Annotated in this window: 26 protein-coding genes; 19 read left to right on the top strand and 7 right to left on the bottom strand. The window is 42.7% G+C overall.

The annotated features are described in order from the left end of the window. The first annotated feature begins 37 nt into the window (after nucleotides 1-37). Nucleotides 38-466, top strand: a complete 429-nt coding sequence (locus tag QZT69_RS17100) for a DUF1801 domain-containing protein (RefSeq protein WP_294678430.1) — start codon at nucleotides 38-40, stop codon at nucleotides 464-466. A 16-nt stretch (nucleotides 467-482) separates the two neighbouring features. Here the strand turns inward: QZT69_RS17100 and QZT69_RS17105 are convergent, their stop codons facing one another. Together QZT69_RS17105 and QZT69_RS17110 are read right to left on the bottom strand one after the other, a co-directional pair. Beyond that, nucleotides 483-1877 carry an alpha/beta hydrolase-fold protein gene (locus QZT69_RS17105; protein ID WP_294678446.1) on the bottom strand — a complete coding sequence of 465 codons (1395 nt, stop codon included), beginning with the start codon at nucleotides 1875-1877 and terminating at the stop codon, nucleotides 483-485. Between the two features lie 82 nt (nucleotides 1878-1959). After that, nucleotides 1960-2604 carry a DUF2306 domain-containing protein gene (locus QZT69_RS17110; RefSeq protein WP_294678451.1) on the bottom strand — a complete coding sequence of 215 codons (645 nt, stop codon included), beginning with the start codon at nucleotides 2602-2604 and terminating at the stop codon, nucleotides 1960-1962. Nucleotides 2605-2736: 132 nt separating this feature from the next. Between QZT69_RS17110 and QZT69_RS17115 the strand changes: the two genes are divergently transcribed. Next, nucleotides 2737-3105, top strand: a complete 369-nt coding sequence (locus QZT69_RS17115) for a helix-turn-helix domain-containing protein (RefSeq protein WP_294678455.1) — start codon at nucleotides 2737-2739, stop codon at nucleotides 3103-3105. Between the two features lie 141 nt (nucleotides 3106-3246). Continuing rightward, the gene (locus QZT69_RS17120) at nucleotides 3247-5250 is read left to right on the top strand and encodes a T9SS type A sorting domain-containing protein (RefSeq protein WP_294678457.1); all 2004 of its coding nucleotides are present in this window, start codon (nucleotides 3247-3249) and stop codon (nucleotides 5248-5250) included. Nucleotides 5251-5267: 17 nt separating this feature from the next. On the opposite strand, the gene QZT69_RS17125 is transcribed toward QZT69_RS17120, so the two are convergent. Together QZT69_RS17125 and QZT69_RS17130 are read right to left on the bottom strand one after the other, a co-directional pair. Further along, complete coding sequence (locus QZT69_RS17125; RefSeq protein WP_294678459.1) at nucleotides 5268-5861, bottom strand: HD family hydrolase; 594 nt, start codon at nucleotides 5859-5861, stop codon at nucleotides 5268-5270. An 81-nt stretch (nucleotides 5862-5942) separates the two neighbouring features. Next, nucleotides 5943-6500, bottom strand: a complete 558-nt coding sequence (locus QZT69_RS17130; RefSeq protein ID WP_294678461.1) for a hypothetical protein — start codon at nucleotides 6498-6500, stop codon at nucleotides 5943-5945. 212 nt (nucleotides 6501-6712) lie between these two features. Between QZT69_RS17130 and QZT69_RS17135 the strand changes: the two genes are divergently transcribed. From QZT69_RS17135 to QZT69_RS17155, 5 genes are all read left to right on the top strand, one after another. After that, nucleotides 6713-7711, top strand: coding sequence for an aldo/keto reductase (locus tag QZT69_RS17135; protein ID WP_294678463.1), 999 nt, complete (start codon nucleotides 6713-6715; stop codon nucleotides 7709-7711). A 65-nt stretch (nucleotides 7712-7776) separates the two neighbouring features. Continuing rightward, nucleotides 7777-8673 carry an AraC family transcriptional regulator gene (locus QZT69_RS17140; protein WP_294678465.1) on the top strand — a complete coding sequence of 299 codons (897 nt, stop codon included), beginning with the start codon at nucleotides 7777-7779 and terminating at the stop codon, nucleotides 8671-8673. Between the two features lie 121 nt (nucleotides 8674-8794). Further along, nucleotides 8795-10165, top strand: a complete 1371-nt coding sequence (locus QZT69_RS17145) for a mercuric reductase (RefSeq protein ID WP_294678469.1) — start codon at nucleotides 8795-8797, stop codon at nucleotides 10163-10165. Between the two features lie 72 nt (nucleotides 10166-10237). Then, on the top strand, nucleotides 10238-11593 hold the full coding sequence (locus QZT69_RS17150; RefSeq protein WP_294678474.1) for an acyl-CoA dehydrogenase family protein: 1356 nt from the start codon (nucleotides 10238-10240) through the stop codon (nucleotides 11591-11593). A 50-nt stretch (nucleotides 11594-11643) separates the two neighbouring features. After that, nucleotides 11644-12024 carry a VOC family protein gene (locus tag QZT69_RS17155; RefSeq protein ID WP_294678478.1) on the top strand — a complete coding sequence of 127 codons (381 nt, stop codon included), beginning with the start codon at nucleotides 11644-11646 and terminating at the stop codon, nucleotides 12022-12024. A gap of 417 nt (nucleotides 12025-12441) precedes the next feature. Here QZT69_RS17155 and QZT69_RS17160 read toward each other — a convergent pair whose 3' ends face one another. Continuing rightward, entirely contained in the window at nucleotides 12442-13053 is a 612-nt protein-coding gene (locus tag QZT69_RS17160) for a porin family protein (protein ID WP_294678479.1), read from the bottom strand. Between the two features lie 235 nt (nucleotides 13054-13288). On the opposite strand from QZT69_RS17160, the gene QZT69_RS17165 reads away from it, so the two are divergent. The 6 genes from QZT69_RS17165 (at nucleotide 13289) to QZT69_RS17190 (ending at nucleotide 17872) form a co-directional block, all read left to right on the top strand. Continuing rightward, nucleotides 13289-13912, top strand: coding sequence for a hypothetical protein (locus tag QZT69_RS17165; RefSeq protein WP_294678481.1), 624 nt, complete (start codon nucleotides 13289-13291; stop codon nucleotides 13910-13912). Between the two features lie 15 nt (nucleotides 13913-13927). Then, on the top strand, nucleotides 13928-14347 hold the full coding sequence (locus tag QZT69_RS17170; RefSeq protein ID WP_294678483.1) for a hypothetical protein: 420 nt from the start codon (nucleotides 13928-13930) through the stop codon (nucleotides 14345-14347). A 58-nt stretch (nucleotides 14348-14405) separates the two neighbouring features. Beyond that, nucleotides 14406-15122 (top strand): YafY family protein, encoded by a 717-nt coding sequence (locus QZT69_RS17175; protein ID WP_294678489.1) that lies wholly within the window; start codon nucleotides 14406-14408, stop codon nucleotides 15120-15122. 84 nt (nucleotides 15123-15206) lie between these two features. Then, nucleotides 15207-15605 (top strand): VOC family protein, encoded by a 399-nt coding sequence (locus QZT69_RS17180; protein WP_294678494.1) that lies wholly within the window; start codon nucleotides 15207-15209, stop codon nucleotides 15603-15605. A gap of 218 nt (nucleotides 15606-15823) precedes the next feature. Beyond that, on the top strand, nucleotides 15824-16894 hold the full coding sequence (locus QZT69_RS17185) for a mechanosensitive ion channel family protein (RefSeq protein WP_294678510.1): 1071 nt from the start codon (nucleotides 15824-15826) through the stop codon (nucleotides 16892-16894). Between the two features lie 105 nt (nucleotides 16895-16999). Continuing rightward, nucleotides 17000-17872, top strand: a complete 873-nt coding sequence (locus tag QZT69_RS17190) for a cyanophycinase (protein WP_294678512.1) — start codon at nucleotides 17000-17002, stop codon at nucleotides 17870-17872. 111 nt (nucleotides 17873-17983) lie between these two features. Here QZT69_RS17190 and QZT69_RS17195 read toward each other — a convergent pair whose 3' ends face one another. Further along, nucleotides 17984-18448, bottom strand: coding sequence for a PA2169 family four-helix-bundle protein (locus tag QZT69_RS17195; protein WP_294678514.1), 465 nt, complete (start codon nucleotides 18446-18448; stop codon nucleotides 17984-17986). Nucleotides 18449-18571: 123 nt separating this feature from the next. Then, nucleotides 18572-19165 (bottom strand): DUF4142 domain-containing protein, encoded by a 594-nt coding sequence (locus QZT69_RS17200; protein ID WP_294678521.1) that lies wholly within the window; start codon nucleotides 19163-19165, stop codon nucleotides 18572-18574. Between the two features lie 474 nt (nucleotides 19166-19639). Between QZT69_RS17200 and cphA the strand changes: the two genes are divergently transcribed. The 5 genes from cphA to QZT69_RS17225 all read left to right on the top strand — a co-directional run. Beyond that, nucleotides 19640-22270, top strand: a complete 2631-nt coding sequence (gene cphA, locus QZT69_RS17205) for a cyanophycin synthetase (protein WP_294678528.1) — start codon at nucleotides 19640-19642, stop codon at nucleotides 22268-22270. 15 nt (nucleotides 22271-22285) lie between these two features. Continuing rightward, nucleotides 22286-23152 carry a cyanophycinase gene (locus QZT69_RS17210; RefSeq protein ID WP_294678536.1) on the top strand — a complete coding sequence of 289 codons (867 nt, stop codon included), beginning with the start codon at nucleotides 22286-22288 and terminating at the stop codon, nucleotides 23150-23152. After that, nucleotides 23145-24053 carry an isoaspartyl peptidase/L-asparaginase family protein gene (locus QZT69_RS17215; RefSeq protein WP_294678543.1) on the top strand — a complete coding sequence of 303 codons (909 nt, stop codon included), beginning with the start codon at nucleotides 23145-23147 and terminating at the stop codon, nucleotides 24051-24053. The genes QZT69_RS17210 and QZT69_RS17215 overlap by 8 nt, the downstream gene beginning before the upstream one ends. A 121-nt stretch (nucleotides 24054-24174) precedes the next feature. Further along, on the top strand, nucleotides 24175-24954 hold the full coding sequence (locus QZT69_RS17220; RefSeq protein WP_294678550.1) for a Ku protein: 780 nt from the start codon (nucleotides 24175-24177) through the stop codon (nucleotides 24952-24954). A 2-nt stretch (nucleotides 24955-24956) separates the two neighbouring features. Then, nucleotides 24957-25766: DNA polymerase ligase N-terminal domain-containing protein (locus tag QZT69_RS17225; RefSeq protein WP_294678557.1), on the top strand; the 810-nt coding region annotated here is incomplete at its 3' end.

Here is a 25766-nt window from a genome sequence, read left to right on the forward strand (position 1 = left end):
AAACCGTTCCTTTTTTCGATATTAACTACTATTAAATATGAGTATAGAAGAACAGATCAAAACGTATATTGCCAGCTTGCCGGAAGCAAAAAGGAATGAAATACAACTCCTGAACGAACGCATATTGCAGGTTTCGCCGGGTTGTCAATTGTGGTTCACAGACGGTAAAAATGCGGAGGGTAAAGTGGTATCCAACCCGAATATCGGTTACGGAGCATATATGATCAATTACGCAGACGGAACAAGCAGGGAATTTTACCGCATCGGATTGAGTGCAAATACAACCGGAATATCAGTTTATATTCTTGGTTTGGAGGACAAAACCTTTTTGGCAGAAACTTACGGATCAAAATTGGGTAAAGCCAAGGTGACGGGTTACTCTATTAAGTTCAAATCGTTGAAAGATATTGCTGTGGAAGTGCTTGAGTCGGCCATCAAATATGGTTTGGGACTTCCGAAGTGTTAAATAGATTTTGAAGGACTTACTCATACTTCAGCTTCTTATTTTCCTCTAAAATCTTCAAGTACTTATCCCAGCGCTTGTCTTTATGAAGTGGTTCCAGTAACGGATCATCAACTATGCTTTCACTTCCTCTTAGTTTGAAAAGGTTTGCCAGCAGATCAAGCTGTTTGAAAGCAGCTTCGGTATTTCCGGTTTGTGCAAAAGCATCCAGTGAGTTGATACGCTCAGAAAAGGTGCCGCGGATAATGTTTAGTTCGAAGGCTCGTGCATACTCCTGTGCTGCCAGTTTGTAGTCTTTCCGGTCCAAGGCACTTTGTGCCTGACCGCAAATATCCCGGAACTTCAGGTAAAGCTGTTTTTCTTTCAGCCATTGTGACATTCCCTCTTTGTCATCCTTAGGAACCGTTGAATCTGTTTCCAATAAACGGATTAACAGGCCGCTGATATTAGATGCTGTTTGGTATTCGTTAACCATTTCAGCTTGTCTCTGAGCTATGAGCACTTCTCTGAAGGTGTAAGGCATTTCTGTTCTTTGATGAGCAGCTTTTTTGGCCAATAGCTTTTTAACTTCTTTTTCAAGTGCTTCATCTTGCAGTCCTTTCATGGCAGCAAAGTCTTTCGAGGTCGTCTTCCATCTTTCTACAAACAGCAAATAACCGTCATTGAACGTTTTTGGAAAAGTTTCCATGTGGTTGGAGTGCTCGTATTTCCGGAAGTTCCAATCCAAAGACGCTGAATTTCGCGCCTTTATGGAAGAATCGATCTGCATAGTTGTTTTTAGAAAGTCTAGTTCCATTTGATCCGTATCGCCACCTGTAATGTAGAAGAAGGTATTCATATCAGGATGTTTATCCAGGTATTCGGGGATCATTTGAGTCATTCCGGGGATATTGGTGTTGGGACTTGCGGCAATAACAGCCCCGAAAGGGGAATTTTCCTTAAAGGATTCGTAAAGCAGGAAAGTCCCGCCCAGCGAATGCCCGATTCCCATTTTAAAATGAGTTGTTCTGTAATTAGAATCTATGAATGAGAATAATTCCTGGTCGAGAAAATCCGTCAATTTGGTCGAATAAGTGGTTTTATGATTGACGGAATCCGTTTTGGGTTCCGGGACAAACTCTCCGAAACGATCCTCGGTATGTACTGCAACGATCACCAAACCGGTGCAGAGATTTGTCTGGTTGTAGTATTCCATCATTCCGGAAACCATTTTGAGATAATGTTCAGACTGCCCGTCGAACAAATAGGCAACCGGAAACTTACCTACCGTGTCCAGAAGATATTCTGCCGGAAGATAAACGGTAATCTTTCGATCTGTGTCGAAGACTTTTGAGGAGATGGTGTGTTCTGTTTGCTCTTGAGCAAACATATTTTGGAACGACAACAGGAATAGTAAGGAAAGGAGCCGGTTCATAGTCCATTGTTTTGGATTAATGATCAAAAGTATAGTAATCAACTGTATAACGCTTATCGGAAGATAAGTTACAGTCAGGGCATTATTTTGCCATCATTTTACTGCTCCGGATTACTTCATAGATGTAAAGCGGCACAGCCCACCCGAACCAAAAGAGGGAAGGAGAGATGTCTTCAAAACTTCCTAAGCTCTGTACATAGGGAATTTTAAGAGTCAAACCGGAAATAACGAAGGCAACAGTTACGATATAACTTCGGATCATCCATTCTTTGTGTAATTGAAACTTTTTTTTGATCGCTGCATAATACGCTATAAAGGAGGCGCTCAGCCAGACACTTACCCAGATTTGAAGCGAAAAGGCATATGGAAGATTTACTTGGTAAGCCGTGGTAAATGCCAGTACAACTGCACATAGCCCGCTTGTGAGAACTGCCAGCAGGTATATGAAACCAATAAACCGGTGCAGTTTCCGGCTGTAATTGCGCAGTTTTTTCCAGAACTGGAGCATGCCTGAAATAATAGCTACTCCGCCAGCTGTAATGTGTGCGATCAGGATCCATTTATAGTCGTAGTATTTTCCGAGAGATTGAGCTGTGAGGTCCAGGAAGTGATCCGCTCCGTGCATAAATGTCCAGGTGATGAAAATGGCGAAGGCCCAGATTAAAAGTGGGAAGATGTCTGTGGTGTGTAATTTAAATTTGACGTTGTTCGTTGCTTTGTTTTCCATTTTTCTGTGTATTTCATTAACTGAAGCAAATTTCACCGGAAAGAAATAACTACACAATACCCGAAAAAAGATTCGGTATGAACGAATGGTTTCCTGTTGTACGAATTCGGTAATTTTATCAAAAACCAGTTCATGTATACAAAGAAAATAAAAGAGAACCTGGATTGCGGCATTCTTGTAGCTGCTAAAGTTTTTGGAGGAAAGTGGAAATTGTGTGTCTTGGACGCCATCCACAGAGGGATCGTTCGTCCGGCAGAAATCTGCCGTTACATCGATGAAGCTTCTCCGCGTGTGATAGAAATGCAACTGGCAGAATTACTGTTTTTCGGAGTCATTGAAAAACGCGCAACCGATGCATATCCCAAGAAAACAGAGTACCAATTGACTGCATTGGGCGAGAGTTTGCTGCCGCTCCTTGAACAGATTGACAACTGGGGAACGACGCACGCCGCCTTCATCAAAGAGCGCCAAAAGGAATTCGAGGAAAGTCAGACTGCCTGACCGGTTTTCATAACCGTTCCATCAAAGTGACAGGTGTGGAGTTGCCGGAACTCTGTAAAAAACAAACAGATGAAAAGAATAGATCCGATATGATGTGCGGATTATTCTCATATCTTTTTGTAATATTGAAAAAACACCATTATGACTGCATCACGATTCCTTTTTTTGTTTTGGCTCCTTCCATTGGCCGGAATTTCCCAAATCCCTTATACTTTTCAATTAAATGTTGGTCAGGAAGTTATTAGCGGTGAAGCCGGTATAACTCACCCGATCCTGGATATAGGTAGTATAAACGATGTGTTTGACGGCAATACCGCTACTTTGGCTCGCACTGCTTCCATTAACCCAATGATTGTCACACTGGATTTTAACCGGATTGTAGCAATAGGTGATAATAGTTTGATGAATGGTGCCGGTAATGCCGTGTGGAAACTGGAATGCGCCAATTCCCTGACAGATCTGAATGGTCAAACAGGTTCTTACCAGGTGTTGGTGAATCAGGTTGCAATAACTGATAATGTTTGGGATGACCAATCTTTAAATGCTTCGGCGCGTTTTTTACGGCTCACACTGGAACGTACAACCGGAGATGATTACGTGCATTTGCGTGAATGGAATATTGAAGCAAGTGTACAAACTGAAGTTTCAGCTATTTGTATGAGTCCTTCACCCATTCGGATCTTACCAGGGGCAGATTATCAGCCCGGGGCATTGATGCTGGATACCTCAGGAATTTATCATGCGGTAGATCCGGCTTTGTTTACCTGGTCATCGAACCAAACCGCAGTGTTCAATGTAAACGGTAACGGTGTAATCTCTGCTGTTGGAGCGACCGGTTCCGGAATACTGACCGCTCAATTTTCGACTCTGACCTCACATGCTTCTGTTACGGTAACTCCTTTTATCGAGCCTCAGTTGGCAAATACGCGTCCTGTTAATGTGGCATTAGTGATTATAGACCCCGCATCCGGAGTCTTTGGAGGAAGTACTTTCTCCCAATACCATTCCTGGGAAAATCCTGCGACTTTATCACAGAACTTGTGCGACAGCCTGAATGCTGCCAGCGGGGGAGTGGTGCACTATTCCATTTCTCAAACGTATCACACCGATAACCTGTATACATTGTTCGGAAACACGGCGATAAGTGCAGACAGCCTTGCGGAACTTTTTATGGAACCCGGCTGGGCAACTCTGCACTATGTTGCGGAAACGCTCGGTCAAAGTGAATTCCTTTACAACCAGCTTCTGGCAGATTATGATTTTTGCACGTTGAGCAACAATGAACAGATCGATGAGGTTTGGGTTTACGCCATGCCATTTGTTGGTTTATATGAAAGCAGGCTGACCGGTAATAACGCTTTTTTTTATAATTCTCCGCCGCTTACAGGTAATTCATGTACGGATCACCTGCCGATTATGGGCTTCAATTATGAACGCGGACTGGCTGAAGCATGGCACAGTTATGGACACCGTGCGGAAAATGCCATGATCCGCTTATTCGGAGGGTGGAACAATGCCTCTCCAGCCAGTAGTTTTGATTTCTTTACCTTGTTGGATACACATCAAAGTGACAGCGGACATGTTGGTAATATCCATTTTCCGGTGAATGCATCTGATGATTACGAATACGATGCCTTGAACACTGTTGTTAGCTACGCTCCTAATTGGTATACATACCCTTTCCTTTTCCAGGAAACCGAAATGGTGAACTGCCTGGATTGGAATTGTTCGCAACTGGGGTATATGTCCTGGTGGCACAGGCATCTGCCTAACAAGGCCTGCCGGGATAAAAGAGGGATTCTGAACAACTGGTGGATTTACATCGTTGATTTCAACGAAGGACGTGAATTGGAAAAGCAGACTTCATTGTGTGATTGTAACCTGTTTGAGTACCTGGGGAACTCCGAATTGGAAATCTCCGTGTTAAATGTCTATCCCAATCCTGCAGAAGAAAAACTGGTGATTGATGCAGCGGGAAAAGTGACCAGGATGGTTGTTCTGGATCAAAGCGGGAGGGAAGTCATTTTAGCGAATGAGGACTTATCCAATGAAGTGGATGTTTCGAAATTAGCTCCCGGACTTTATTATGGGCAGTTAGTTCTGGAAAATAATGCAACTGTATCTTTTAAATTCATCAAAAAGTAGTTGGAGAGAGCTTTGTATCAGTCCTTTTTCAAAATCCCTTTTTCCACGCTGTCGTTGATTAATCCTTCGGCGTAAGACCAAATGGTGTCTGAACCTTCTTTCATGATGCTTTTCTTTGCATATACTTTGTCGTAGCTTACACCGAACTCATTCCAGGTTCCGCCATTGTTAGAAGTATTTTGCAGTAAAGGTTCCAGGCGGTCCATGGTTCGGGCAAATTTGGCTTCATTTGTTTCCCCGGCCTCGAACTCTTTCCAAACCGCTATCAGTTCTTCGGCTTGTTCTTTAGGCAGCATCCCGAAAATACGTTTGGCTGCTGCGAGTTCTTCTTCTGTATTCGAATGGTTTTTCTGCGTATCGTAAATGAAGGTATCGCCGGCATCAATTTCAACAATGTCGTGGATCAATACCATTTTGACCACTTTTAGCAAGTCAAGGGATGTATTGGCATGTTCTGCCAGTACGATAGCCATCATGGCTAAATGCCAGCTGTGTTCCGCGTCGTTTTCGTTCCGGTCGCTGTTGAATAATTTGGTTTTGCGCTGAATGTACTTGATCTTGTCGATCTCCTTTATGAACTGGATTTGCTTTAATAAGTTTTCTGGCGTCATGGGATACTGATTTGCAGTTGCAAAAGTAACAAGAAACGGGACCATTCGCAGCAGCAAATAATCCCGTTTTAACATTGCTTTTTATCGTTTAATGCCAAAGTCGCGTTTGCGGATCTTGCACATGCGTCCGTCTGAAACATGGTGGAATACAATCCCTTCAATGTTTACGTCTTTGTCAGACAACAAGTTTTGAAAAGCTTCGAAGCTGAAATTGGTAATTTCAATCATCTCGTTCCCATGTGGAATCAAGATGTGGTGCTCTAAGTTTTCAGTATTATTCTGAACTTTAGGACCACACAATTCATAGGTTCCGTCCACAATTTCCGTCAATTGATCAAAGGCTTCAAAGAAATAACGGTCTTCTTTTTTGGTCCGGTCGCATGGTAACCAATGCGGATGATGACCCGATAAGGCATCTGCTTCCTGGCACGGAATGGCGTTTTCAGGAACTGTTCGTCCTTTTTTTACATCATATCGTTTGTACAAAATGCCATCGATAATGGCCGACGAAGTTCCGTCAAATTTTCGGGTGGCAATTCCTTCCCCATTGAAAACCCAAGCGTTTTCAGGATTGATCTCGTTGATAATCCGGCCTAAATCGTTAGGGTCTTTTTTGAATAAAGTGCTGATCTTTTTCATGCTTTTAAAAATATTAGTTAGACAATTTTTCGAGTCCTGTCCACCGCACCAACATTTTAAATGCGAAGCAAAGGTATTAAAAATTCGAAACGAGCAAAGAATTGTGATGGTTTTCATCTTCTCCTTGATTTGCATACAACTTTCAGGGATTTGCAAACAAGTGCGGAAAGATTCTTTCGGAACTTTGTCTCATTCAATCAAATACGTTAAAAATGAAGAAAATAAAATTGGGAAGTGAAGGGTTGGTACTTCCGGTAATCGGACTGGGATGTATGGGAATGACCGGTTTTGAAGAAGGGAATATGTATGGGGAAGCAGATGAGCAGGAAGCGATCGCCACGATCCATCGATCACTTGAACTAGGCGGAAACTTTTTAGATACGGCGGATTTATACGGACCTTTGAAAAACGAGCAGCTGATTGCCAAAGCCATTGCGGGGAACAGGGATAAATATATTCTGGCAACTAAATTCGGCTGGGAAATAGACGATAACGATAAAGTGACCTGGGCAATCAATGGTAAAAAAGAGTATGTAAAAAAAGCGGTGGAGCGTTCACTGAAGAACCTCAATACGGATTACATTGATTTGTACTATATGCACCGTCTCGACAAGAACACACCTATCGAAGAGACTGTTGAAGCAATGAGCGATTTGGTGAAAGAAGGAAAAGTCGGGTATATCGGATTATCGGAAGTGTCTTCAGAAACAGTAAAAAGAGCACATGCTGTTCACCCGGTTACGGCTGTTCAAAGTGAGTACTCTCTATTTGAGCGGACGGTTGAAGAACGAGACGTACTAAAAACTTTAGAGGAATTAGGAATTGGTTTTGTAGCTTATTCCCCATTGGGACGTGGATTCCTTTCCGGGCAGATCCGCACAATCGATGATTTACCAGAAAATGATTTCCGAAGAGCCATTCCACGTTTCCAGGAAGCTCATTTCTACAAGAATATTGAGTTAGTGAAAGCAATTGAAGCAATGGCCGAAGAGAAAAAAATCACTTCTTCCCAGCTTGCACTGGCTTGGATCATGAGTAAAGGGATTTTGCCTATCCCGGGGACTAAACGCAGAAAGTACCTGGAACAGAATATTGCGTCGGCTGAAATACCGTTAAGTGAAGCAGATCTGTCAAAATTGGAAAACATTGTGCCGCTGGGAACGGATACCGGCAAACCGTACGATGAATTCAGTATGGGGCTGATTGACTAGGAATTAGGCGGTTGTGTAAAGTGTACAGCCGCTTTTTTTATTTTTTAAATGCTTAAATTAGTACTATGAATTCCATAAACTCAATATCTGAATTTCATCGCTTGTTGTCTCTGCCAGAACCCAGGCATCCTTTGGTAAGTGTCATTAATCTCACCGAAAGTATTTTTCTGGAAGACGACGTGTGGAAGGGATTCGTTAACCGGTTTTACTGCGTGGCCTTGAAACGGGATGCGAAAGGTAAGATCAGGTACGGACAACAGCATTACGATTACGATAAAGGTGTTTTGAGCTTCACTGCTCCCAACCAGGTGCAGCACCTGGACCTGGCAAACATGGAATGCGGTTCGGGTTATTTACTGATCTTCCATCCTGATTTTTTATTGACTCATTCGCTTGCAAAGACGATAGGCAATTACAGTTTCTTTTCTTACTCTGTTAATGAAGCCCTGCACCTTTCAGCTGAGGAAGAAGAAGATCTGATCACGATACTTCATAAAATTGATAAAGAATGCAGCCATATTGATAAGCATACACAAGAAATTATCTTATCACAGATTGAATTACTCCTGAACTATTCCAACCGGTTTTATGAGCGGCAGTTTATCACCCGTAAAAATCACAATCACCAGTTATTGGCGAAATTTGAAAAGCTGGTTGACGATTATTTTGAAAACAATGCAGGAATGCAGCAGGAATTGCTGACCGTGCAGTATATAGCCGGGATGATGAACCTGTCACCCAACTATTTAAGTGATCTTTTGCGTATGCACACCGGACAAAATACCCAGCAGCACATTCACGAAAGATTGATCGAAAAAGCAAAACAAAAGCTGGCTACGACCAATCAATCCGTCAGTGAAATTGCATACGCATTGGGATTTGAGCATGCACAGTCATTCAGTACGCTTTTTAAGAAGAAAACGAGCATCACACCCCTGGAGTACCGTCAGTCGTTTAACTGATCCACATCGATAAGGAAGTTCGATTTTTTAGATTTCCTGAAATATCCTAAATTGTGTCGAAACAAGAAAAGCTTGTTGAAAACAATCAGCGTTAGAGCAGATTTAAAAAGATCGGATAAGCATGAAAAATTTTGACGCACTCATTATCGGTTCCGGGCAGGCAGGAACTCCTTTAGCACACAAATTGGCCGATCAGGGGTGGTCTGTGGCAATCGTAGAGAAAAGTACCGTAGGCGGAACATGTGTAAATACAGGCTGCACTCCGACAAAAGCTTATGTTGCAAGTGCACGGCGCATGTGGGAAACCGAACATTTGGAAGAAATGGGGATTTCTCTGAAAGGAAAATCTGCTGCAGACCTTAAAAAGATCAAAGCCCGGAAAGACAAAATAGTAGACGGTTCGGTAAAGTCAATCGGGAAAAGTTTTCGGGATCATTCGAATATTACGCTGATCAAAGGCGAAGCATCTTTTGTTTCCGATAAGGTTATTCAGGTAAAAGGCAAAAAGTATACTGCTCCAAAAATTTTCATCAATACAGGCGCAAGAGCTTTAGTTCCCCAAGAATACCATGGCATCGATTACCTGACCAATGAATCCATCCTGGAGTTGACCGAATTACCCAAACACCTGGTGATTATCGGTGGCAGTTATATCGGGCTTGAGTTCGGACAGCTTTTTAAACGCTTCGGAAGTAAAGTAACAATCATTGAACGCTCCGGTCAGATAATCAGTCGTGAAGATGAAGACACGAGTGCTGTGATACAGGAATGCCTGGAAAGTGACGGGGTGAAATTTATCAAGCATGCTGCTAACATATCTGCCAAAGGGCGAGCCGGAAAAATCCGGGTAAGTTATCGAACGGATGGCAATGATCACACACTTTCTGCTACGCATCTGCTTTTGGCAATCGGCAGAATACCCAATACGGACCGGTTAAATTTAAGCGTAACGAACATTCAGACAGATAAACGCGGGTATATCGAAGTGAATGATTATTGTGAAACCAGTGTGTCCGGTGTTTTTGCATTGGGCGATTGTAACGGCAAAGGAGCTTTTACGCATACTTCGTACAATGATTTTCAAATCGCGGCATCGTATCTTTTTGATGAAAAGAAACGAAAGATTTCGGACCGGATCCAAACTTACGGGCTTTTTGTGGATCCTCCGCTGGGAAGAGCCGGAATGACCAAAAGAGAAGCTCTTGAGAAAGGGTTGAAAGTGAAGGAAGCACGCAGGGAAATGACGCGGGTAGGAAGAGCTGTTGAAAAAGGAGAAACCAAAGGGTTTATGAGCATCCTCATCCATGAGAAAGACGATACGATCATTGGTGCAGCGGTGTTGGGAGTGGGTGGTGATGAAATTATTTCGGGAATTCTCAACCTGATGGTCTCCGGTATTCCCTATACGGCACTCCGTGACACGGTTGTACTGCATCCAACAGTTTCCGAACTCATTCCCACGGCATTGGAAAACCTCACGGATGTAAAGTAGTTTTAAGTTCTTTTAAGAAACCCGCGCGGCTTTTTGTTATACTTTACAGGGACACACAAAAAACTCGCACGAATGTCGTTATTTTCCAATCTCAAAAATGCCTGGCACTTGTTTAAGCAGGTGGATATGGAACAGTTTTCCCAATTGTCAAAAAAGATCGATCTTCCCGAGGTGATGAACCGGGTGGGAAAACTGGATGATAAGCAGCTGGCCGGTTTAATGAAACTCATCGGCGGAAAGCATTCCGAAAAAGAACTGCCTCCCATCGACGGGGATTTTTACAATATCAGTCACACGCTCAATTCCGAAGAAAGAGCACTGCAGCTGAGAGTCCGGACATTTATGGAAGAAGAAGTGAAACCTATCGTCAATGATTATTGGCTGCGGGGTGAGTTTCCACATCACCTGATTCCTAAAATAGGGGAGCTGGATATTTGCGGAATTACTTACGAAGGTTTTAGCAATCCTTTGAGATCTTGTTTGATTGAAGGGGTACTGGCCATGGAAATGGCACGCGTGGATGCTTCTTTTGCTACATTTTTCGGGGTGCAGAGCGGATTGGTCATGGGATCGATTTATTTACTGGGCTCGGAAGAACAGAAACAACAATGGCTGCCGGAATTGAAGAGCTTGCGAAAAATCGGAGCATTTGGACTGACAGAACCGGAAGTCGGATCAGCCGTTGCCGGAGGCCTTACGATGAAAGCTAAGCGAAACGGAGATACCTGGGTCCTGAACGGACAAAAGAAATGGATCGGCAATGCCACTTTTGCAGATGTAATCATTATCTGGGCGGAAGATGAAGATGATAAACAGGTCAAAGGGTTTTTGGTCAAAAAAGGAAACCCGGGACTTTCGGTCGACAAGATGGAAGATAAAATGGCTTTGCGCATTGTTCAGAACGGGATTGTGACCTTGACGAACTGTGAAGTGGAAGAAACGGACCGCCTGCAAAAAGCCAATTCTTTCAAGGATACGGCTAACGTGCTGCGTATGACCCGTGCCGGGGTTGCCTGGCTGGCAGTTGGATGTGCACGGGGTGCTTACGAAGCGGCTTTGAAATACACCCGGGAGCGGAAACAGTTCGGTAAACCGATTGCTTCTTTCCAGCTCATCCAAAACCATTTGGTGGAAATGCTTACGAATCTTACGGCTATGCAGACCATGGTTGCTCGTTTATCAGAATTACAGGACCAGAAAGAACTAACCGACGAGCATGCCTCTTTGGCGAAAGTATTCTGCAGCCTGCGTACACGGGATATTGTCAGTAAAGCACGTGAAGTTATGGGAGGTAATGGGATTTTACTGGAATACGATGTCGCCAGGTTTGTGGCCGATGCGGAGGCAATCTACTCCTACGAAGGAACTAAAGAGATCAACACCCTGATTGTAGGAAGGGCAATAACAGGTTATAGTGCGTTTGTTTGATCAGCGTACATCTAAACCGGAAGTTGAAATTGAAATATAAAACGATAGTTATGATACAGAGAGAACGAATTTTTAGCAGTTTTTCGGCAGAGGATACTGATGAAGCATATTTCTTTTACAAAAATGTGCTGGGGCTGCAGGTCGAGAAAGAAGAGATGTCGATATTAACAATCAGCATCAATGAAGGAATGAGAATCATTATTTATCCGAAGCAGGACCATGTTCCGGCAACATTCACCGTATTGAATATTCCGGTTACGGATATAGAAGATGCAGTGGATGAATTAAGTAAAAAGGGAGTTTCTTTCCTGCAGTACGATATGCCTTACATCAAAACAGACCAGAAAGGAATTTCCCGGATGGAGAACGGACCTTCACAGGCTTGGTTTACGGATCCTTCGAAAAATATACTTTCCCTGATACAGGAATAGTGATTCGGCTCCGGTCAAAAGAATTTGTAAATTCTTTAAAAGATAATGTAACTAAATGAATGACTGATAAGGTAATTTTAAGGACCATTCAATAAGTTGTAAAAGACAATGTTTTAGGTTTAAGTTTTTTAGTTTAAGTGGGGGCTTCGGCTCCAAAAAGAAAAGAGCGATACTCAAGTACCGCTCTTTTCTTTTTACCCTCTTCTCTCACTCTCAAACTCACTCAGAATGGGTTTCTACGCTCTTTTCTTTCGGTATGAGTTTTGACAGTGAAGGAGATTCAGTTAGTAGTTCGCCTTTCTGAATGACTGTTCCTTATTTACAATGGATTTTAGATGCAATGCATTTTAAGAGCTATAAAACAAAAATGCCCCCGACATTGTCGTTGAGGGCATTCCGGAGTTTGTTCAAACTCTTTTATAGACCAAAAGCCACCCCCAATTGGAGTCCAAAGTTGGAGTTGTATTGACTGTCGCGAACTGCCGTAAATGCAGTATAATAATTGAAATCGGTATTCAGCCAGATGTTGGTTGCCAGTTTCCAGTTAAAACCAAGGGAAGCAGCTACACCTATGTCGAACTTCTCATAATTGTCTGTCACATCTACCGTTTCCAGGCCTTCCACATAACCATCTGCTTTCAGCAGGAATCCCATGGAAGGACCGATTGTTATTTTTGGTCGGAAATCATCTTCAAAATCACCGAAATAATAGGCGAATTTCAAAGGTACACGGATGTAGTGCATGCTTAAATCTGCTTCAAAACCATTGTCTTGTACTTTTGAACCTTCCATAGACCAAAGAATATCTGCGGCAAATCCGATATGTTTGCGTGAGCTGTAGTTCAGGATAATACCGGCTCTCCAGGATGGTTTGAATATATCTGTTCCAACTGTATTCCGCAGACCGGTGTGACCAAACCCTACGGAAGGTCCTATCGAAAGTGTTTTGGTCGTTTTCTCAGGAGCATCCTGTGAAAATACTGTAGGGCTTGTCAAAAGCACCGCAGCCATTATTAAAATCTTTTTCATATTCTGTCTGTTTAAATCCTAATTAAAGGTGACAGAAATGGCGGTTTGATGTGTTATAACAAAATTCCGGGAGCTTACATAACTCACAGTTTTGGCATTTTTTGGCAAGAGTTAAGAATAAGAGTATATGTCTTGAGCGATGAAATAAGACAAACGGGATGCCTGACTTTATTTCGACAGTTTCCTCTTTGAATCAATTTTTGGATTAGTTTTGGAAGCAATTAAACCATTATTTATGAACGCTATTAAACTGAATTTCATTAACCGTTCGAATGACATGAACAACAGTAATGTGGTTATCTTCCAGCAAAATGTTGCAGAAAATTTCGATGAATTGGCAGTAGCATGGAAAGTCATTCAAAATTGTGGACGATTGGATAATCATCCGTTCTTGTACTCGATGAATTTCCAGGTGTCGGCCAGTGATTCTTATGGGAATTATACTCCGCAGCTTACTGCTTACGATGGTCAGGCTTTTGACATGTTTAAATCTACTTCGGGAGATATACTTCAATTGTCAACAACTCCTGCTACAAGTCCCTATCAGGTTGAGGTGAGGAACGAATTAAGTTTGGGTGCGATCAACGCCAGCTGTTTTCGCGATGGAAAATTACTTGCTGTTAAAACGGGTTTGGCTCCGGGGCAAAAAGCGGTGTTTGAGTTTCGACCGCGTATTTACATCGGGGTTGTTTCCCAGGTTGAGGAAGGTGATATAATGAATTCTGCGATCATTTCCCAGGTGAACACAGAGATCAACTTACTGGGTATTACAAGTGCAGATATCGTAATGACAGGAGGCGGACCAGGTACTTCATCAACTGAATTTAGCTTTGCATTGGAGAATATTAATAAAGGATGATCAAAAAAATGCACTATGAGTAATACGAAAGAACAGGTCTGGTATTCAGGAGACTGGAAAACATCCAGAAGTAATTTATTTCCGCCGTACAACGGGTTAAAAATTTTAGCAGTATCCACTTATGAAACTACTGAAAATCCGTTGATAAAAGGGAAGTTAATGTCTATTGATTTGACCATTACGGATTTCACCTACGATGTAAATGGAATATCAAGCACATTTACTGTTTCAAAAACAGGTATGTGGTATGAAATTCCTTTCCCGATGAATGACAATAAAAAGTTCACTGTTTCCTCAGTCAATGGAGGTGGTCCGGGAGTTGTTAGAATTGTTGAAGAACCATCAGGTATTTTTCTATTCATTCAATTCCGGTATGGTTTGGAAAGCATGAAGCGAGAAGAGATCGGGTACATCATGCGTTTTACCCTTGAATGAATGTCTGTAGTTGGAAATGAATAACAACTTTTTCAATTTTAGGGTCTGAAATCAAGGAATGAACAGCACGGACACAACGAGAATAGCACGCATAACAGCAATATTGATTCAGTTGCAGACAAAGCGGATTGTTACTTCAACTTTCCTGTCGGAAAAATTCGGTGTGAGTGTGCGCACCATCTACCGCGATGTAAAAACCCTTGAATTGGCAGGAGTTCCTATTGTAGTAATTGATGGAAAAGGGTATTCGCTGACAGAAGGATTTAAGATACCTCCGGTAATGTTTAGCGAAGCGGAAGCAAATGCGCTGGTAACCATGGAACAATTAGCCCTCAATAACCGGGACAGTTCATTGGCTGAATCCTATGTTTCGGCTGTCAATAAAGTAAAAGCAGTGCTTTCCTATTCGGCAAAAGACAGAACGGATCTCTTATCCAACCGCATTGCGCTGAGTCCGGTGAAACCAAAAACGCATTCCAGTAATTCACTGACAGTTATCCAGCATGCCTTAACGAATTTCAATGTGCTTAAAATTTCCTATCAATCTGAAAACAGTTCCGGGCAAACGGAACGAAAGATCGAACCCTTTGCCATGTACTATACATTGGATGAATGTTGGGCTGTAATTGCATTCTGCAGGCTGAGAAAAGATTACCGCATGTTCCGTTTGGACCGGATTTTAACGATTGAACCGTTGGCAGAGGCTTTTGAACCTCATAAAATCACACTTCAGCAATACCTGGCGAAAAAGCGAAAAAATTTCCAACACCCCTGACAAGCTGCTGTCACAGGGCTGCCCTAGTTTTGTCTTCGTCAAACAATCCCGATAATGTCATTGGGAGTTTAAAGAAACAAGATTATGGATTTAGCATCAGTTAGAATTATTACAGCCGACATCAAACAGGTGGTGTCTTTTTTTGAACACATTACAGCTTTGCCGGCTGTTTGGTATACGGAAGATTTTGCAGAAATTGAAATTGGGTCAGTCAAATTAGCTGTTGGAAGTACACGTACCTTGAATTTTTTCGGAGAGGGAATGGCGGTTCCTGCAAGTAACAAGAGTGTGATTATTGAATTTCGGGTCGACAATGTAGATGAGGTATACGAAAGGATCAAAGATTCAATCGGTGAGAAATTAGTACAGCAGCCAACGACCATGCCATGGGGAAACCGCTCGTTGTTATTCCGCGATCCGGATGGCAATTTGATCAATTTTTTTACACCGAAAAGTACAGAAGCCCTTGAGAGATTTCAATAGGCTTTTTCGCAGTGTCAGTTCTAAAGTATGAATTATGTAAATTCTTATAACAGAATTGTAAGTTTCTGAATTCAGATGAACTTTAATTTAGCTTCATTACTTAGTTGTAGTTGGTAATGGCAAAACTGGTTAGGAGTTAGGTTATGATGGGGCGAGAGCCCCTTCTTTAGCTGTATATAATTGATCCGGCCGGGATTGTTCGTTTAAAGGATTAAGGCATGGAGCAATTTTTACAGTACACTTTTTGGGGAAACACCATCTATTCCTGGTTGTTTGCTTTGGGAATTGTAATTGTTTCCGTCATTGGAATAAAATTATTTCGCTACGTCGTATTAAAACGGCTAAAAACCTGGTCAGCATCAACTTCCGCAACCTGGGACGATTTGTTAGTCATTGGAATCGAACGGTTAGTAGTTCCGATCCTTTATGTTGGTTTTCTCTATCTTGCAATAAGTACCCTTCACTTATCGCCAAAAGCGGATAAGGTTGTGCATATCATTTATATGGTGGTGCTTACTTTTTGCGTACTTCGCTTGATCAGTGCCGTATTCCGTCGTTTGCTGATGAGAGTTACCAGGCGTAGAACCGATGATGGATCAGCAGAGCAATCCGTTTCGGGCTTGATGATCGTGCTGAATGTCGTCATTTGGATACTGGGAATTATTTTCCTGATCGATAACCTGGGATATAGCGTTACTACGCTGATCACCGGCCTTGGAATCGGTGGGATTGCAGTTGCACTGGCAGCACAAAACATATTGGGTGATCTTTTTAGCTACTTTTCCATTTTCTTTGATAAACCTTTTGAGATCGGCGATTCGATTACAATAGGAGATCAGTCCGGAACGGTAGAGAAAATAGGCATTAAAACCACCCGCATTCGTACTTTGAGCGGAGACCAACTCGTTTGTTCGAACAGCGATCTTACCAATTCACGCGTAAACAATTTTAAACGGTTGGAGACTCGTCGGATCGTATTTATTCTAAGGGTTGTATACAATACCCCGCCGGAAGTGCTGGAAGAAATTCCGGGGATTGTAAAAAAAATCATCGATAAACAGCCAAAAGTGGAATACAGCCGCGGTCACTTAGCTGCATTGGACCACTGGAGTATCAATTTTGAATTTGTCTATATTGTTCTCAGTCCGGATTACGGAGTCTACATGGATGTTCAGCATGCCATATACATGGAAGTGATCAGGATTTTCAAAGAACGATCTATTTGCTTTGCTTTTCCTACGCAGCCGTTTCTTACCGGGGACGGGGATTCTGCTGAGGATGTTGCTTAATTTTTTTCGGTGGTGAGAATCATGTAAATGGTTCTGAAATTTTTGCAAACCATTTTACGCGGTTCATTTCTACTTTTCTTTAAGAATAAACGAAAAACAGGAATCATGAATCAGCAGACTATTCCAAAAGGAAGATTATTAATTATCGGTGGTGCAGAAGACAAGGGAAAAGGGGAGTTAGCTATGGCTTTCCATAATCCGAAATTCGTGGAAATGGAGATCCTGAAAAAACTGGTAAGCGGTAAAACACAAAACCCCCGGATTGAAGTAATCACCACTGCATCGAACGAGCCCCAAACACAGAAAAAAAAATACGAAGAAGCATTTGAAAAGGTCGGCTATAAAAACATCGGTTTCATGGATATCCAAACCAAAAAGGAAGCACATGAGGAAAAGTTTATAAACCGCATCAAAAAAGCAAAGACCGTTTTATTTTCGGGAGGAGATCAGTTTAAGATAGCTACTATAATTGGCGGAACTCCTGTTGCAAAAGCGATTAAAGAAAAATATTTTGCCGATAAGGATTTTACAGTTGCAGGGACCAGTGCCGGAGCTGCGGTTGCTCCTGAAGTTATGATCCAGTCGGGGGGAACTTATGAAGCGCTTTTTGAATCGGATTTGCAAACAGGTGGGGGACTTGGTCTGCTGGAAGGATGTATTATAGATACACACTTTTTGAAACGCGGCAGATTCGGTCGGCTTGCCCAGGCAATTATTCGCAACCCCGGACAAATGGGAATCGGATTGGGTGAAGACACAGCGATCATCGTTAAAAAAGGACATGAAGTGAAATGCCTGGGATCCGGCATGGTGATTCTTATCGACGGTCGGGAGATCGAGCATACCAACATCAATGAGGCGAAAGATGACGAAGCTGTTTATGTGGACAATCTCCGTGTGCACTTGTTGGTCAAAAACTGCAAATTCGATATTCAAACTTATCAGCTGGAATATCCCAAAAAACGGAAGGTAAAATAAATACATTCCCTCTAAAAACAGGAAGTTATCCACACAAGAAAGGCTGTCCCGAAAGACAGCCCTTTTAATTGAATAGTGTTTAAGAACAGGTCATACCTGTATTTAAACAAATTACGCCGCGTTATTGGCAGCATCGCGTAATTGCTTGATCTTATCGTGACCTGCTTTGATTTTAGAATACTGTTCCTGAACGAGTTGCGCGTATTCACTTCCTTTCAAAGCTTCACTATCCATTTCTGTCTGGTAAGTTTTAACCGCAGCATCTTCACCGAATTCACAGGAATTCAGGATTGCTTTACGCTCTTTACTGCTCAGGGCGGCCTTGATATCCATCCACACACGGTAAAGCTTGCCTGAAACGGTTGTGCCTTCAACCGGTGTTCCGCCTAGTTTGGTAATCTCCTGAACCAATTCACGACGGCATTCCTGGCTGGTTGTCATCATTTCAGAGAAAACACTTTTCAGGTCATCCTGGTCGGTTTCCTGCGAAGCGGTTAGATACCCTTGGATGCGGTCGTTATTGATTTGTACCAGGTTGTTTAAACAATCTACAATTTCTTGATTATTTGTCGCCATGTTGTTTGTTTTTATGTGTTACTACTTGCTTTTTTAGTGGGTCAAAACTGATTTTTCAAATTCATTTCGACACCACTTTTTACCGTCAATGACGGTCTTTCGAATCGAAAGCAGTGCTTTCTCTTACTTCATCTCCTTAGCTTTATCCTTGCAGATGTTAGCGTTCTCCAGGTGCGCACGCAATCCCGGAAGCATGGATGTTGCCCAGTTTCGGATGTCCGGGTCTTCCGCATTGGAAGAAGCATTCTCAAACTTGCGGATAGCGCTTTTATGTCCTCTTACCATCATGCTGGCATATTCTTCGTCGAATTTCATCCCCTTTTCTTCGTTCAGGTCGTCATAGGCATCCTGTCCGTCTTCGGTTAAAACTTCAGGGATCGTAATAGATTTGTTTGCAGCCAGTGTTTTCAATTCGTCCAATGCCGCAGTATGCTCCTTCACCATCATTTTACCTAATGCTTTGGTGTCTTCCATCATCCCTTTTTGCTGAGCTAATTCTCCTAGTTTAATTTCTTCCAGGTTAATAGCTGCCGCCTCAACTAAAAAGTTTGCGTCTTTTTCCGACTTTCTGTCATCAAAACGCTCATCATTCTGGTCTTCTGCGATTTCTTTCGAATCATCGGGATTACCGCCACATGCATGGATCACTAATAAACCCAGGCTTAATCCTCCTAAATAAGCCAAACTCCTTCTTGCTGTCATTCTTACACTTTTCATGATACATTACTTTTGGTTATAAAACTCTTCTTACACCCACATACCAATATAAGGTGCTATCTGTGAGAGAACTAAAATTCGGGAGCTTTGATAAAAATCCTGTTACACTTAATTTTTGAGAATTTGTACTATTCACACTTTGGATAATTCCCAATGATGCGTTCCGGATTTCGAATTGTTAGTGTTTAAAAGGATTTGGCGCATGTGTGAGATGAGATTCCGGGATTTTGATCTTTAGTGCATGAAAAGTCGATTTTTAGCTTTTTTTAATAGAATGATTCCACCAGGGCAGAACCTCCGATATTCTTAAAAAAAACAAATAATAGGATTTATGTAAATCGACCGGAGAATTGTGTAAGTAAGCAGTTTCTATACAGTTTTATTTTTACCTACGGTGCTGACTGACATTGGGATAGATTCAATTTTCAATGTTTTTCAAACCCGAAATGACACACACTGTTTAATTAATAAATCATGGAAATTAAAAACATACAGGTAATGCGCGGGCCGAATTATTGGTCGAATTACAGGCAGAAACTGATCGTAATGAAATTGGACCTGGGAAAGTACGAAGAACTTCCAACCAATAAAATCCCGAAATTCTACGAACGCATCATGAAAGCATTACCGTCCTTATACGAACATCGCTGTTCAGAAGGGAAAGCAGGAGGGCTTTGCGAAAGAATGAAAGAAGGTACCTGGCTTGGGCATGTCATTGAACATGTGGCCCTGGAATTCCAGGTGCTTGCCGGAATGGATTGTGGTTACGGCAGAACGAGATCTGCCGGAGAATATGGTGTATACAAAGTTGTTTTCTCCTATTTATCGGAAGAAGCAGGTATTTATGCCGGGAAAGCGGCAGTGGAATTTGTAAAAGCTGTTGCGGAAAAGAACAATTTTGATGTTAAAAATGTCATCGAAACGCTGAAGGAGATTTGGACAGATGAAATGCCCGGCCCAAGTACTCAAACAATTCTCGATGAGGCAGTCCGCAGGAATATTCCCGTAACACGGATGGATTGTCATTCTCTATATATGCTTGGGTACGGGCGAAATCAACAGCTGTTCCGCGCTACAGTGATGGGAACCACCAATAACCTGGCAGTAGAATCCGCAGCGTGTAAATGGTTCACGAAAGAAGTGCTTGGAAAAGCCGGGATCTCTGTTCCCAAAGGCATCACCGTTTATACGAAACCCGAATTGGAAGAAGCCATTGAGGAGATTCCTTTTCCGTGGGTTATTAAACCCATTGATGGAAATCATGGACGGGGAATTACCGCTAATATACGTAACAAAGAAGTGGCGTTGAAAGCTGCAAAGCAGGCTTGGAAAATATCCGACAAGATTATAATCGAAGAATTTATTGAAGGTTTTGATTACCGTTTTTTGGTTATCAATTACAAATTGATCGCAGTTGCAAAAAGAACGCCTGCTTGTGTCAGAGGTGACGGGCAGTTGACTATCCGCCAGCTCATTGCTAAAGAGAACGAAAATCCGGATCGCGGGCTGGGACATGAAAAAGTCCTTACGAAGATAAAAATAGATTACCATACCAAAGCACTGTTGAAAGAAGCCGGATTGAGCCTGGATGATGTGCTTCCTCTGGGAATGGAGATTATGCTCAAGAAAACAGCCAATCTTTCAACAGGAGGAACATCAACCGATGTAACGGACAGTGTTCACCCGTTCAATATATTCCTTGCAGAACGCATTGCACGACTCTTCCAGCTGGATGTTTGCGGAATTGATATCATGGCAAAAGATGTGTCGGAGCCGATTCGAAAAGGAAACGGTGCAGTGATTGAAGTAAATGCAGGTCCCGGTTTCCGCATGCATACACATCCTTCCAACGGAACGGCCCGCGACGTGGCGAAACCCGTTTTGGATATGCTTTTCCCGGAAAATTCGAATGGTAAGATCCCGATTATTGCTATCACCGGTACAAACGGTAAAACAACGACCACTCGCCTGATTGCTCACATGGCACAAAAAGCAGGAAAAAGTGTTGGGTATACCACAACGGAAGGAATTTATATCAATGGACATACCATTCGGGAAGGAGATTGCAGCGGTCCGCAAAGTGCACGAACTATTTTGGCGGATCCGATGGTTGATTTTGCGGTACTGGAATGTGCGCGGGGAGGAATTCTTCGTTCCGGGTTAGCTTTCGATGAATGTGATGTGAGCATCGTTACGAATGTTACGGAAGACCATTTGGGAATTGATGATATCCATACCCTGGAAGATTACGCACAGGTAAAAGAAGTCGTTGCCAGGAGCACAGCTGATAAAGGTTATTCTATCTTAAATGCGGATGATGACCTGGTTTATGAAATGCGTCATGCTGTTTCTTCCACGGTGGTACTTTTTAGCATGGAGCAGGAAAATGAACGGATTACGGAGCACTGTGCAAAAGGTGGCATATCCGTATTCGTGCAGGATGGATATTTTGTCGTACAAAAAGGGGAGACGGTGATCCGGATCCTGGCTGTGACCCGCACTCCGGTTACTTTGGGTGGGAAAGCAGCATTCATGGTAGCAAATGTTTTACCTTCAATCGCTGCGGCCATAGTTTCAGGATTTACAATCGAAGATATCCGGATAGCACTTACTTCGTTCATTCCTTCTCCGGAATTGACACCCGGAAGAATGAATCTTTTTGAATTTGCTCACTGCCAATTGATGCTCGATTATGCACATAACGCTTCGGGCTTTGATGCCATTCAGAAATATATGGCCCAGGTGGATGCATCTTCCAAGATTTGTATCATTGGGGCAACCGGTGACCGGAGAGAGGAAGATATCCGCAACCTGGGGAAATATGCAGCGTCCATTTTTAATGAGATCATTATCAGGCACGATAAAGACGGGAGAGGCAGAACAAACGAAGAACTGACCGGTTTGGTAATGGAAGGAATTCATTCTGTTAATGCTAATCCGAGAGTCGAGGTTATTTCCGATGAAGCTGCGGCAATTGAATTTGCAGTTACCAATGCACCGCAGGAAGCCTTCATATTTGTATGTGCAGACCATGTAAAGCATTCGATCGAGCTGGTGCGCCGACTACAGGAAAAACTGCTTTACTCAATGTCTAAAGTTTCTTAATTAAAAACACTCCGCATGGTACCCAAAGGCAGACTTTTACTAATCGGCGGGGCCGAAGATAAAGGTGAGAACCAGGTCCCGATAGCTGCACATAACAAACAGTTTGTGCACCTTGAAATATTGAAAGAACTGGTTTCTGAAAATTCCCTGGATGATCGGATCGAAGTGATCACAACAGCTACCGGATTTCCCCTTGAGATCCGGGCAAGCTACGAAAAAGCCTTCGGTAAGGTCGGTTATACGAATGTTGGTTTTCTGGATATTCACAGCATTGCAGATACCAAGAATTCGGAATACCTGGACCGGGTGAACAAAGCAGATACGATTATGTTTTGCGGCGGAGATCAGTTCAAGATCGCTACAATCATCGGAGGTTCCCCCATATCGGATGCTATTTATAAACGCTACAAGACCGATTCTAATTTTACAGTTGCAGGAACAAGTGCCGGGGCAATGGTCATGTCGAAATTGATGATCCAAAGCGGTGGTACGAATGAAGCATTGATTGATTATGATTTGCGTATTAGCTCCGGTTTAGGTCTGATCGAAGATTGTATCATAGACACGCATTTTATACGGAGAGGGCGTTTCGGAAGACTGGCCCATGCTGTTATTTCCAATTCGAACCAGCTTGGGGTCGGATTGGGAGAAGATACGGCTTTACTGATACGGAAAGGACGTAAAGCGCAATGCCTGGGTTCAGGAATGGTAGTTATCATCGATGCACGTCATATTGAACAGACCAATGTGAGTGATGTGGAAAAAGGTGATCCTATCTATGTAGACAACCTGAGAGTGCATCTGCTTGTCAGGAATTGCGAGTTCAACATCCACACCTGCAAATTAAGTTATTCACACATAAAATCGACAGAAGATGAATAAAATTGCAATTGCTATACATGGCGGTGCCGGACAAAACAGTGAGTTCATAGAAGCCAATTACGACGCTTACCTGGAAGGATTAAAAGCAGCCTTAGAACAAGGGTACGCATTATTACAAAAGGGTTCTTCCGCACTGGATGTGGTAGAAGCCACCGTAAGAATTCTGGAAGATAACCCGCTGTTTAATGCCGGGAAAGGTTCCGCTTTGAATTCCAATGGCAAGGTTGAAATGGATGCCGCAATTATGGATGGAAAATCACATGCCGCTGGAGCAGTCTCCATGGTTACACAAGTGAAAAACCCAATTTCACTGGCTAGAAAGGTTATGAGTAATACCAAACATGTGCATATCGCAGGATATGGTGCATTGGAACTCGCCAAGTTGAATCAGTTGGAGTTAATGCCTGAAGATTATTTCATCGTAGAAAGGCAGATCAACGATTTGAAGGAAGAGAAAAGTTATGGTCACGGAACAGTTGGCTGTGTCGCATTGGATGCTTCGGGTCACCTGGCTTCAGCTACTTCTACCGGAGGTATTTCGAATAGTTTGCCTGGAAGAGTTGGAGATAGCTGTATGATCGGGGCGGGTTGTTATGCGAATACTCAATGTGCATCATCTTGTACCGGTGATGGTGAGCTGATCATTATCAATGTGATTGCACATAGAGTGGCTTTGCTGATGGAATTGAAAGGAATGCCCCTGCAGGCTGCATGTGATAATGTGATCCGGAACATCGATAATCCGATCAACGGCGATGTTGGAATGATCAGCGTGGATGTGGACGGAAACATTGGTTTTTCATTCAACTGCGACCGCATGCACCGCGCGGGAATAGATCATTCCGGGAATATGGTGGTAGACATTTACGAAAAAGGAAGTATGCTTAGACCAGATAAATAATTTAAAATGGAAAATTGTGGAATTAAAAAGTACTCGAACTTTAAGCAGCTTTCTGTTTTCTTGAACATAAGAATAAAGAGGTCTAATCCCCTTTTCAATTATCCATTTTAAATTTTGAATTATGAAAGCAATCTGGAAAGGTGCAATTAGTTTCGGACTGGTCAATATTCCTGTCAAACTATACAGTGCAACACAGCAGAGCTCGTTAGACCTGGATATGGTCGATCCGCGGGATATGAGCCACATTAAATTCAAACGGATAAATGAAAATACAGGGAAAGAAGTAGCCTGGGAGCATATTGCAAAAGCTTACAAGCTGAAAGAGCACTATATTTTGCTGGATCCCGAGGATTTTGAAGCTGCGGCACCGGAGAAAAGTAAGATCATCCAGGTAGACCATTTCGTGGATGAAAAAGATATTGATACCATTTTCTTTGAGAATTCCTATTATGTGGAGCCAGAAAAGTCCGGTGTAAAGGCATACGCTTTGATGCGGGAGGCGCTGGCAAAATCGAAAAAGGTCGGTATTGCCCAATTTGTACTTCGTACGGCTGAAACGCTCACAGTATTGAAACCAAGAGGAAATGTACTGGTCTTGAGTAAGATCCGTTTTTCCCAGGAAATCCGTGATACAGATGAGCTGAAACTGCCTTCCGCTTCCGAAGTGAAACCTGCGGAACTGAAAATGGCAATGGCACTGATTAAACAATACACAACACCTTTCAATATTGATAAGTTTAAAGACGAGTATGCCGCGGCTTTATTGAAGATTATCAAAGCAAAGGCAAAAGGTAAAAAATCGAAAGTACCGAAACTGAAAGTGGTCCACAGCAAGTCGAAAGATTTGATGGAACAGCTCAAGGCCAGTTTAGAGAAAAGTAAATCATCCAAAGCATCCTGATTATGGCACTCAATCTCTATCGGAAAAAAAGAAATTTCGGGGAAACTCCCGAACCATCGGGCAAGAAAGAAAAAGCTTCGAAAAAACTGACTTTTGTGGTCCAGCGCCACGACGCTTCTCATCTGCATTACGATTTCCGGCTGGAGATGGATGGCGTTCTGAAAAGCTGGGCAGTTCCGAAAGGCCCGTCGATGAAAGCCGGAGAACGCAGGCTGGCTGTCCACGTGGAAGATCATCCGCTGGCTTACGGTAAATTTTACGGGGAAATCCCGAAAGGGAATTACGGTGCCGGGATTGTGGAAATTTGGGATAACGGGACTTATATTCCATTGGAACCGGATGCTTCCAAATCTGCTGAAAAGCTGTTATTGTATCAATATCATAAAGGAGATCTGAAATTCATCCTGAAAGGAAAACACCTGAAAGGAGCATTTGCTTTGGTGCGGATGAATGACGGCACGGATAAGAACTGGCTGCTGATCAAGAAATCGGACGACCACGCTGTAAAAAGCTACAACATTGCTTCGATCGATCCGGTGAAACCGTTTGCGAAAAAGAAAACACCAAAAAGAAAACCGGAGAAAAAAGAGCCGAAAGTTTCTGCAGATCTCGAAACGGATGCTGAGCCCGAACTTCCTAAAACCCCCATTGAAGAAGCCTGGAAAAAGTTGAAAAAACCTATGCTGGCAACCCTTTCTTCGTCGCACGAAGATAACCCGGATTGGATGTATGAGCCGAAATACGACGGTTACCGTGCAGTAACAAAAATCAGTAATGGAAAAGTGGAAATCGTTTCCCGGAACGGAAATCCG

The sequence above is a fragment of the uncultured Fluviicola sp. genome, from assembly GCF_902168135.1.
Taxonomy (GTDB): Bacteria; Bacteroidota; Bacteroidia; order Flavobacteriales_D; family Crocinitomicaceae; genus Fluviicola.

Coding starts and splice junctions, on each gene's coding strand:
- QZT69_RS17100 (WP_294678430.1), top strand. CDS start 38: ATGAGTATAGAAGAACAGATCAAAACGTATATTGCCAGCTTGCCGGAA.
- QZT69_RS17105 (WP_294678446.1), bottom strand. CDS start 1,877: ATGAACCGGCTCCTTTCCTTACTATTCCTGTTGTCGTTCCAAAATATG.
- QZT69_RS17110 (WP_294678451.1), bottom strand. CDS start 2,604: ATGGAAAACAAAGCAACGAACAACGTCAAATTTAAATTACACACCACA.
- QZT69_RS17115 (WP_294678455.1), top strand. CDS start 2,737: ATGTATACAAAGAAAATAAAAGAGAACCTGGATTGCGGCATTCTTGTA.
- QZT69_RS17120 (WP_294678457.1), top strand. CDS start 3,247: ATGACTGCATCACGATTCCTTTTTTTGTTTTGGCTCCTTCCATTGGCC.
- QZT69_RS17125 (WP_294678459.1), bottom strand. CDS start 5,861: ATGACGCCAGAAAACTTATTAAAGCAAATCCAGTTCATAAAGGAGATC.
- QZT69_RS17130 (WP_294678461.1), bottom strand. CDS start 6,500: ATGAAAAAGATCAGCACTTTATTCAAAAAAGACCCTAACGATTTAGGC.
- QZT69_RS17135 (WP_294678463.1), top strand. CDS start 6,713: ATGAAGAAAATAAAATTGGGAAGTGAAGGGTTGGTACTTCCGGTAATC.
- QZT69_RS17140 (WP_294678465.1), top strand. CDS start 7,777: ATGAATTCCATAAACTCAATATCTGAATTTCATCGCTTGTTGTCTCTG.
- QZT69_RS17145 (WP_294678469.1), top strand. CDS start 8,795: ATGAAAAATTTTGACGCACTCATTATCGGTTCCGGGCAGGCAGGAACT.
- QZT69_RS17150 (WP_294678474.1), top strand. CDS start 10,238: ATGTCGTTATTTTCCAATCTCAAAAATGCCTGGCACTTGTTTAAGCAG.
- QZT69_RS17155 (WP_294678478.1), top strand. CDS start 11,644: ATGATACAGAGAGAACGAATTTTTAGCAGTTTTTCGGCAGAGGATACT.
- QZT69_RS17160 (WP_294678479.1), bottom strand. CDS start 13,053: ATGAAAAAGATTTTAATAATGGCTGCGGTGCTTTTGACAAGCCCTACA.
- QZT69_RS17165 (WP_294678481.1), top strand. CDS start 13,289: ATGAACGCTATTAAACTGAATTTCATTAACCGTTCGAATGACATGAAC.
- QZT69_RS17170 (WP_294678483.1), top strand. CDS start 13,928: ATGAGTAATACGAAAGAACAGGTCTGGTATTCAGGAGACTGGAAAACA.
- QZT69_RS17175 (WP_294678489.1), top strand. CDS start 14,406: ATGAACAGCACGGACACAACGAGAATAGCACGCATAACAGCAATATTG.
- QZT69_RS17180 (WP_294678494.1), top strand. CDS start 15,207: ATGGATTTAGCATCAGTTAGAATTATTACAGCCGACATCAAACAGGTG.
- QZT69_RS17185 (WP_294678510.1), top strand. CDS start 15,824: ATGGAGCAATTTTTACAGTACACTTTTTGGGGAAACACCATCTATTCC.
- QZT69_RS17190 (WP_294678512.1), top strand. CDS start 17,000: ATGAATCAGCAGACTATTCCAAAAGGAAGATTATTAATTATCGGTGGT.
- QZT69_RS17195 (WP_294678514.1), bottom strand. CDS start 18,448: ATGGCGACAAATAATCAAGAAATTGTAGATTGTTTAAACAACCTGGTA.
- QZT69_RS17200 (WP_294678521.1), bottom strand. CDS start 19,165: ATGAAAAGTGTAAGAATGACAGCAAGAAGGAGTTTGGCTTATTTAGGA.
- cphA (WP_294678528.1), top strand. CDS start 19,640: ATGGAAATTAAAAACATACAGGTAATGCGCGGGCCGAATTATTGGTCG.
- QZT69_RS17210 (WP_294678536.1), top strand. CDS start 22,286: ATGGTACCCAAAGGCAGACTTTTACTAATCGGCGGGGCCGAAGATAAA.
- QZT69_RS17215 (WP_294678543.1), top strand. CDS start 23,145: ATGAATAAAATTGCAATTGCTATACATGGCGGTGCCGGACAAAACAGT.
- QZT69_RS17220 (WP_294678550.1), top strand. CDS start 24,175: ATGAAAGCAATCTGGAAAGGTGCAATTAGTTTCGGACTGGTCAATATT.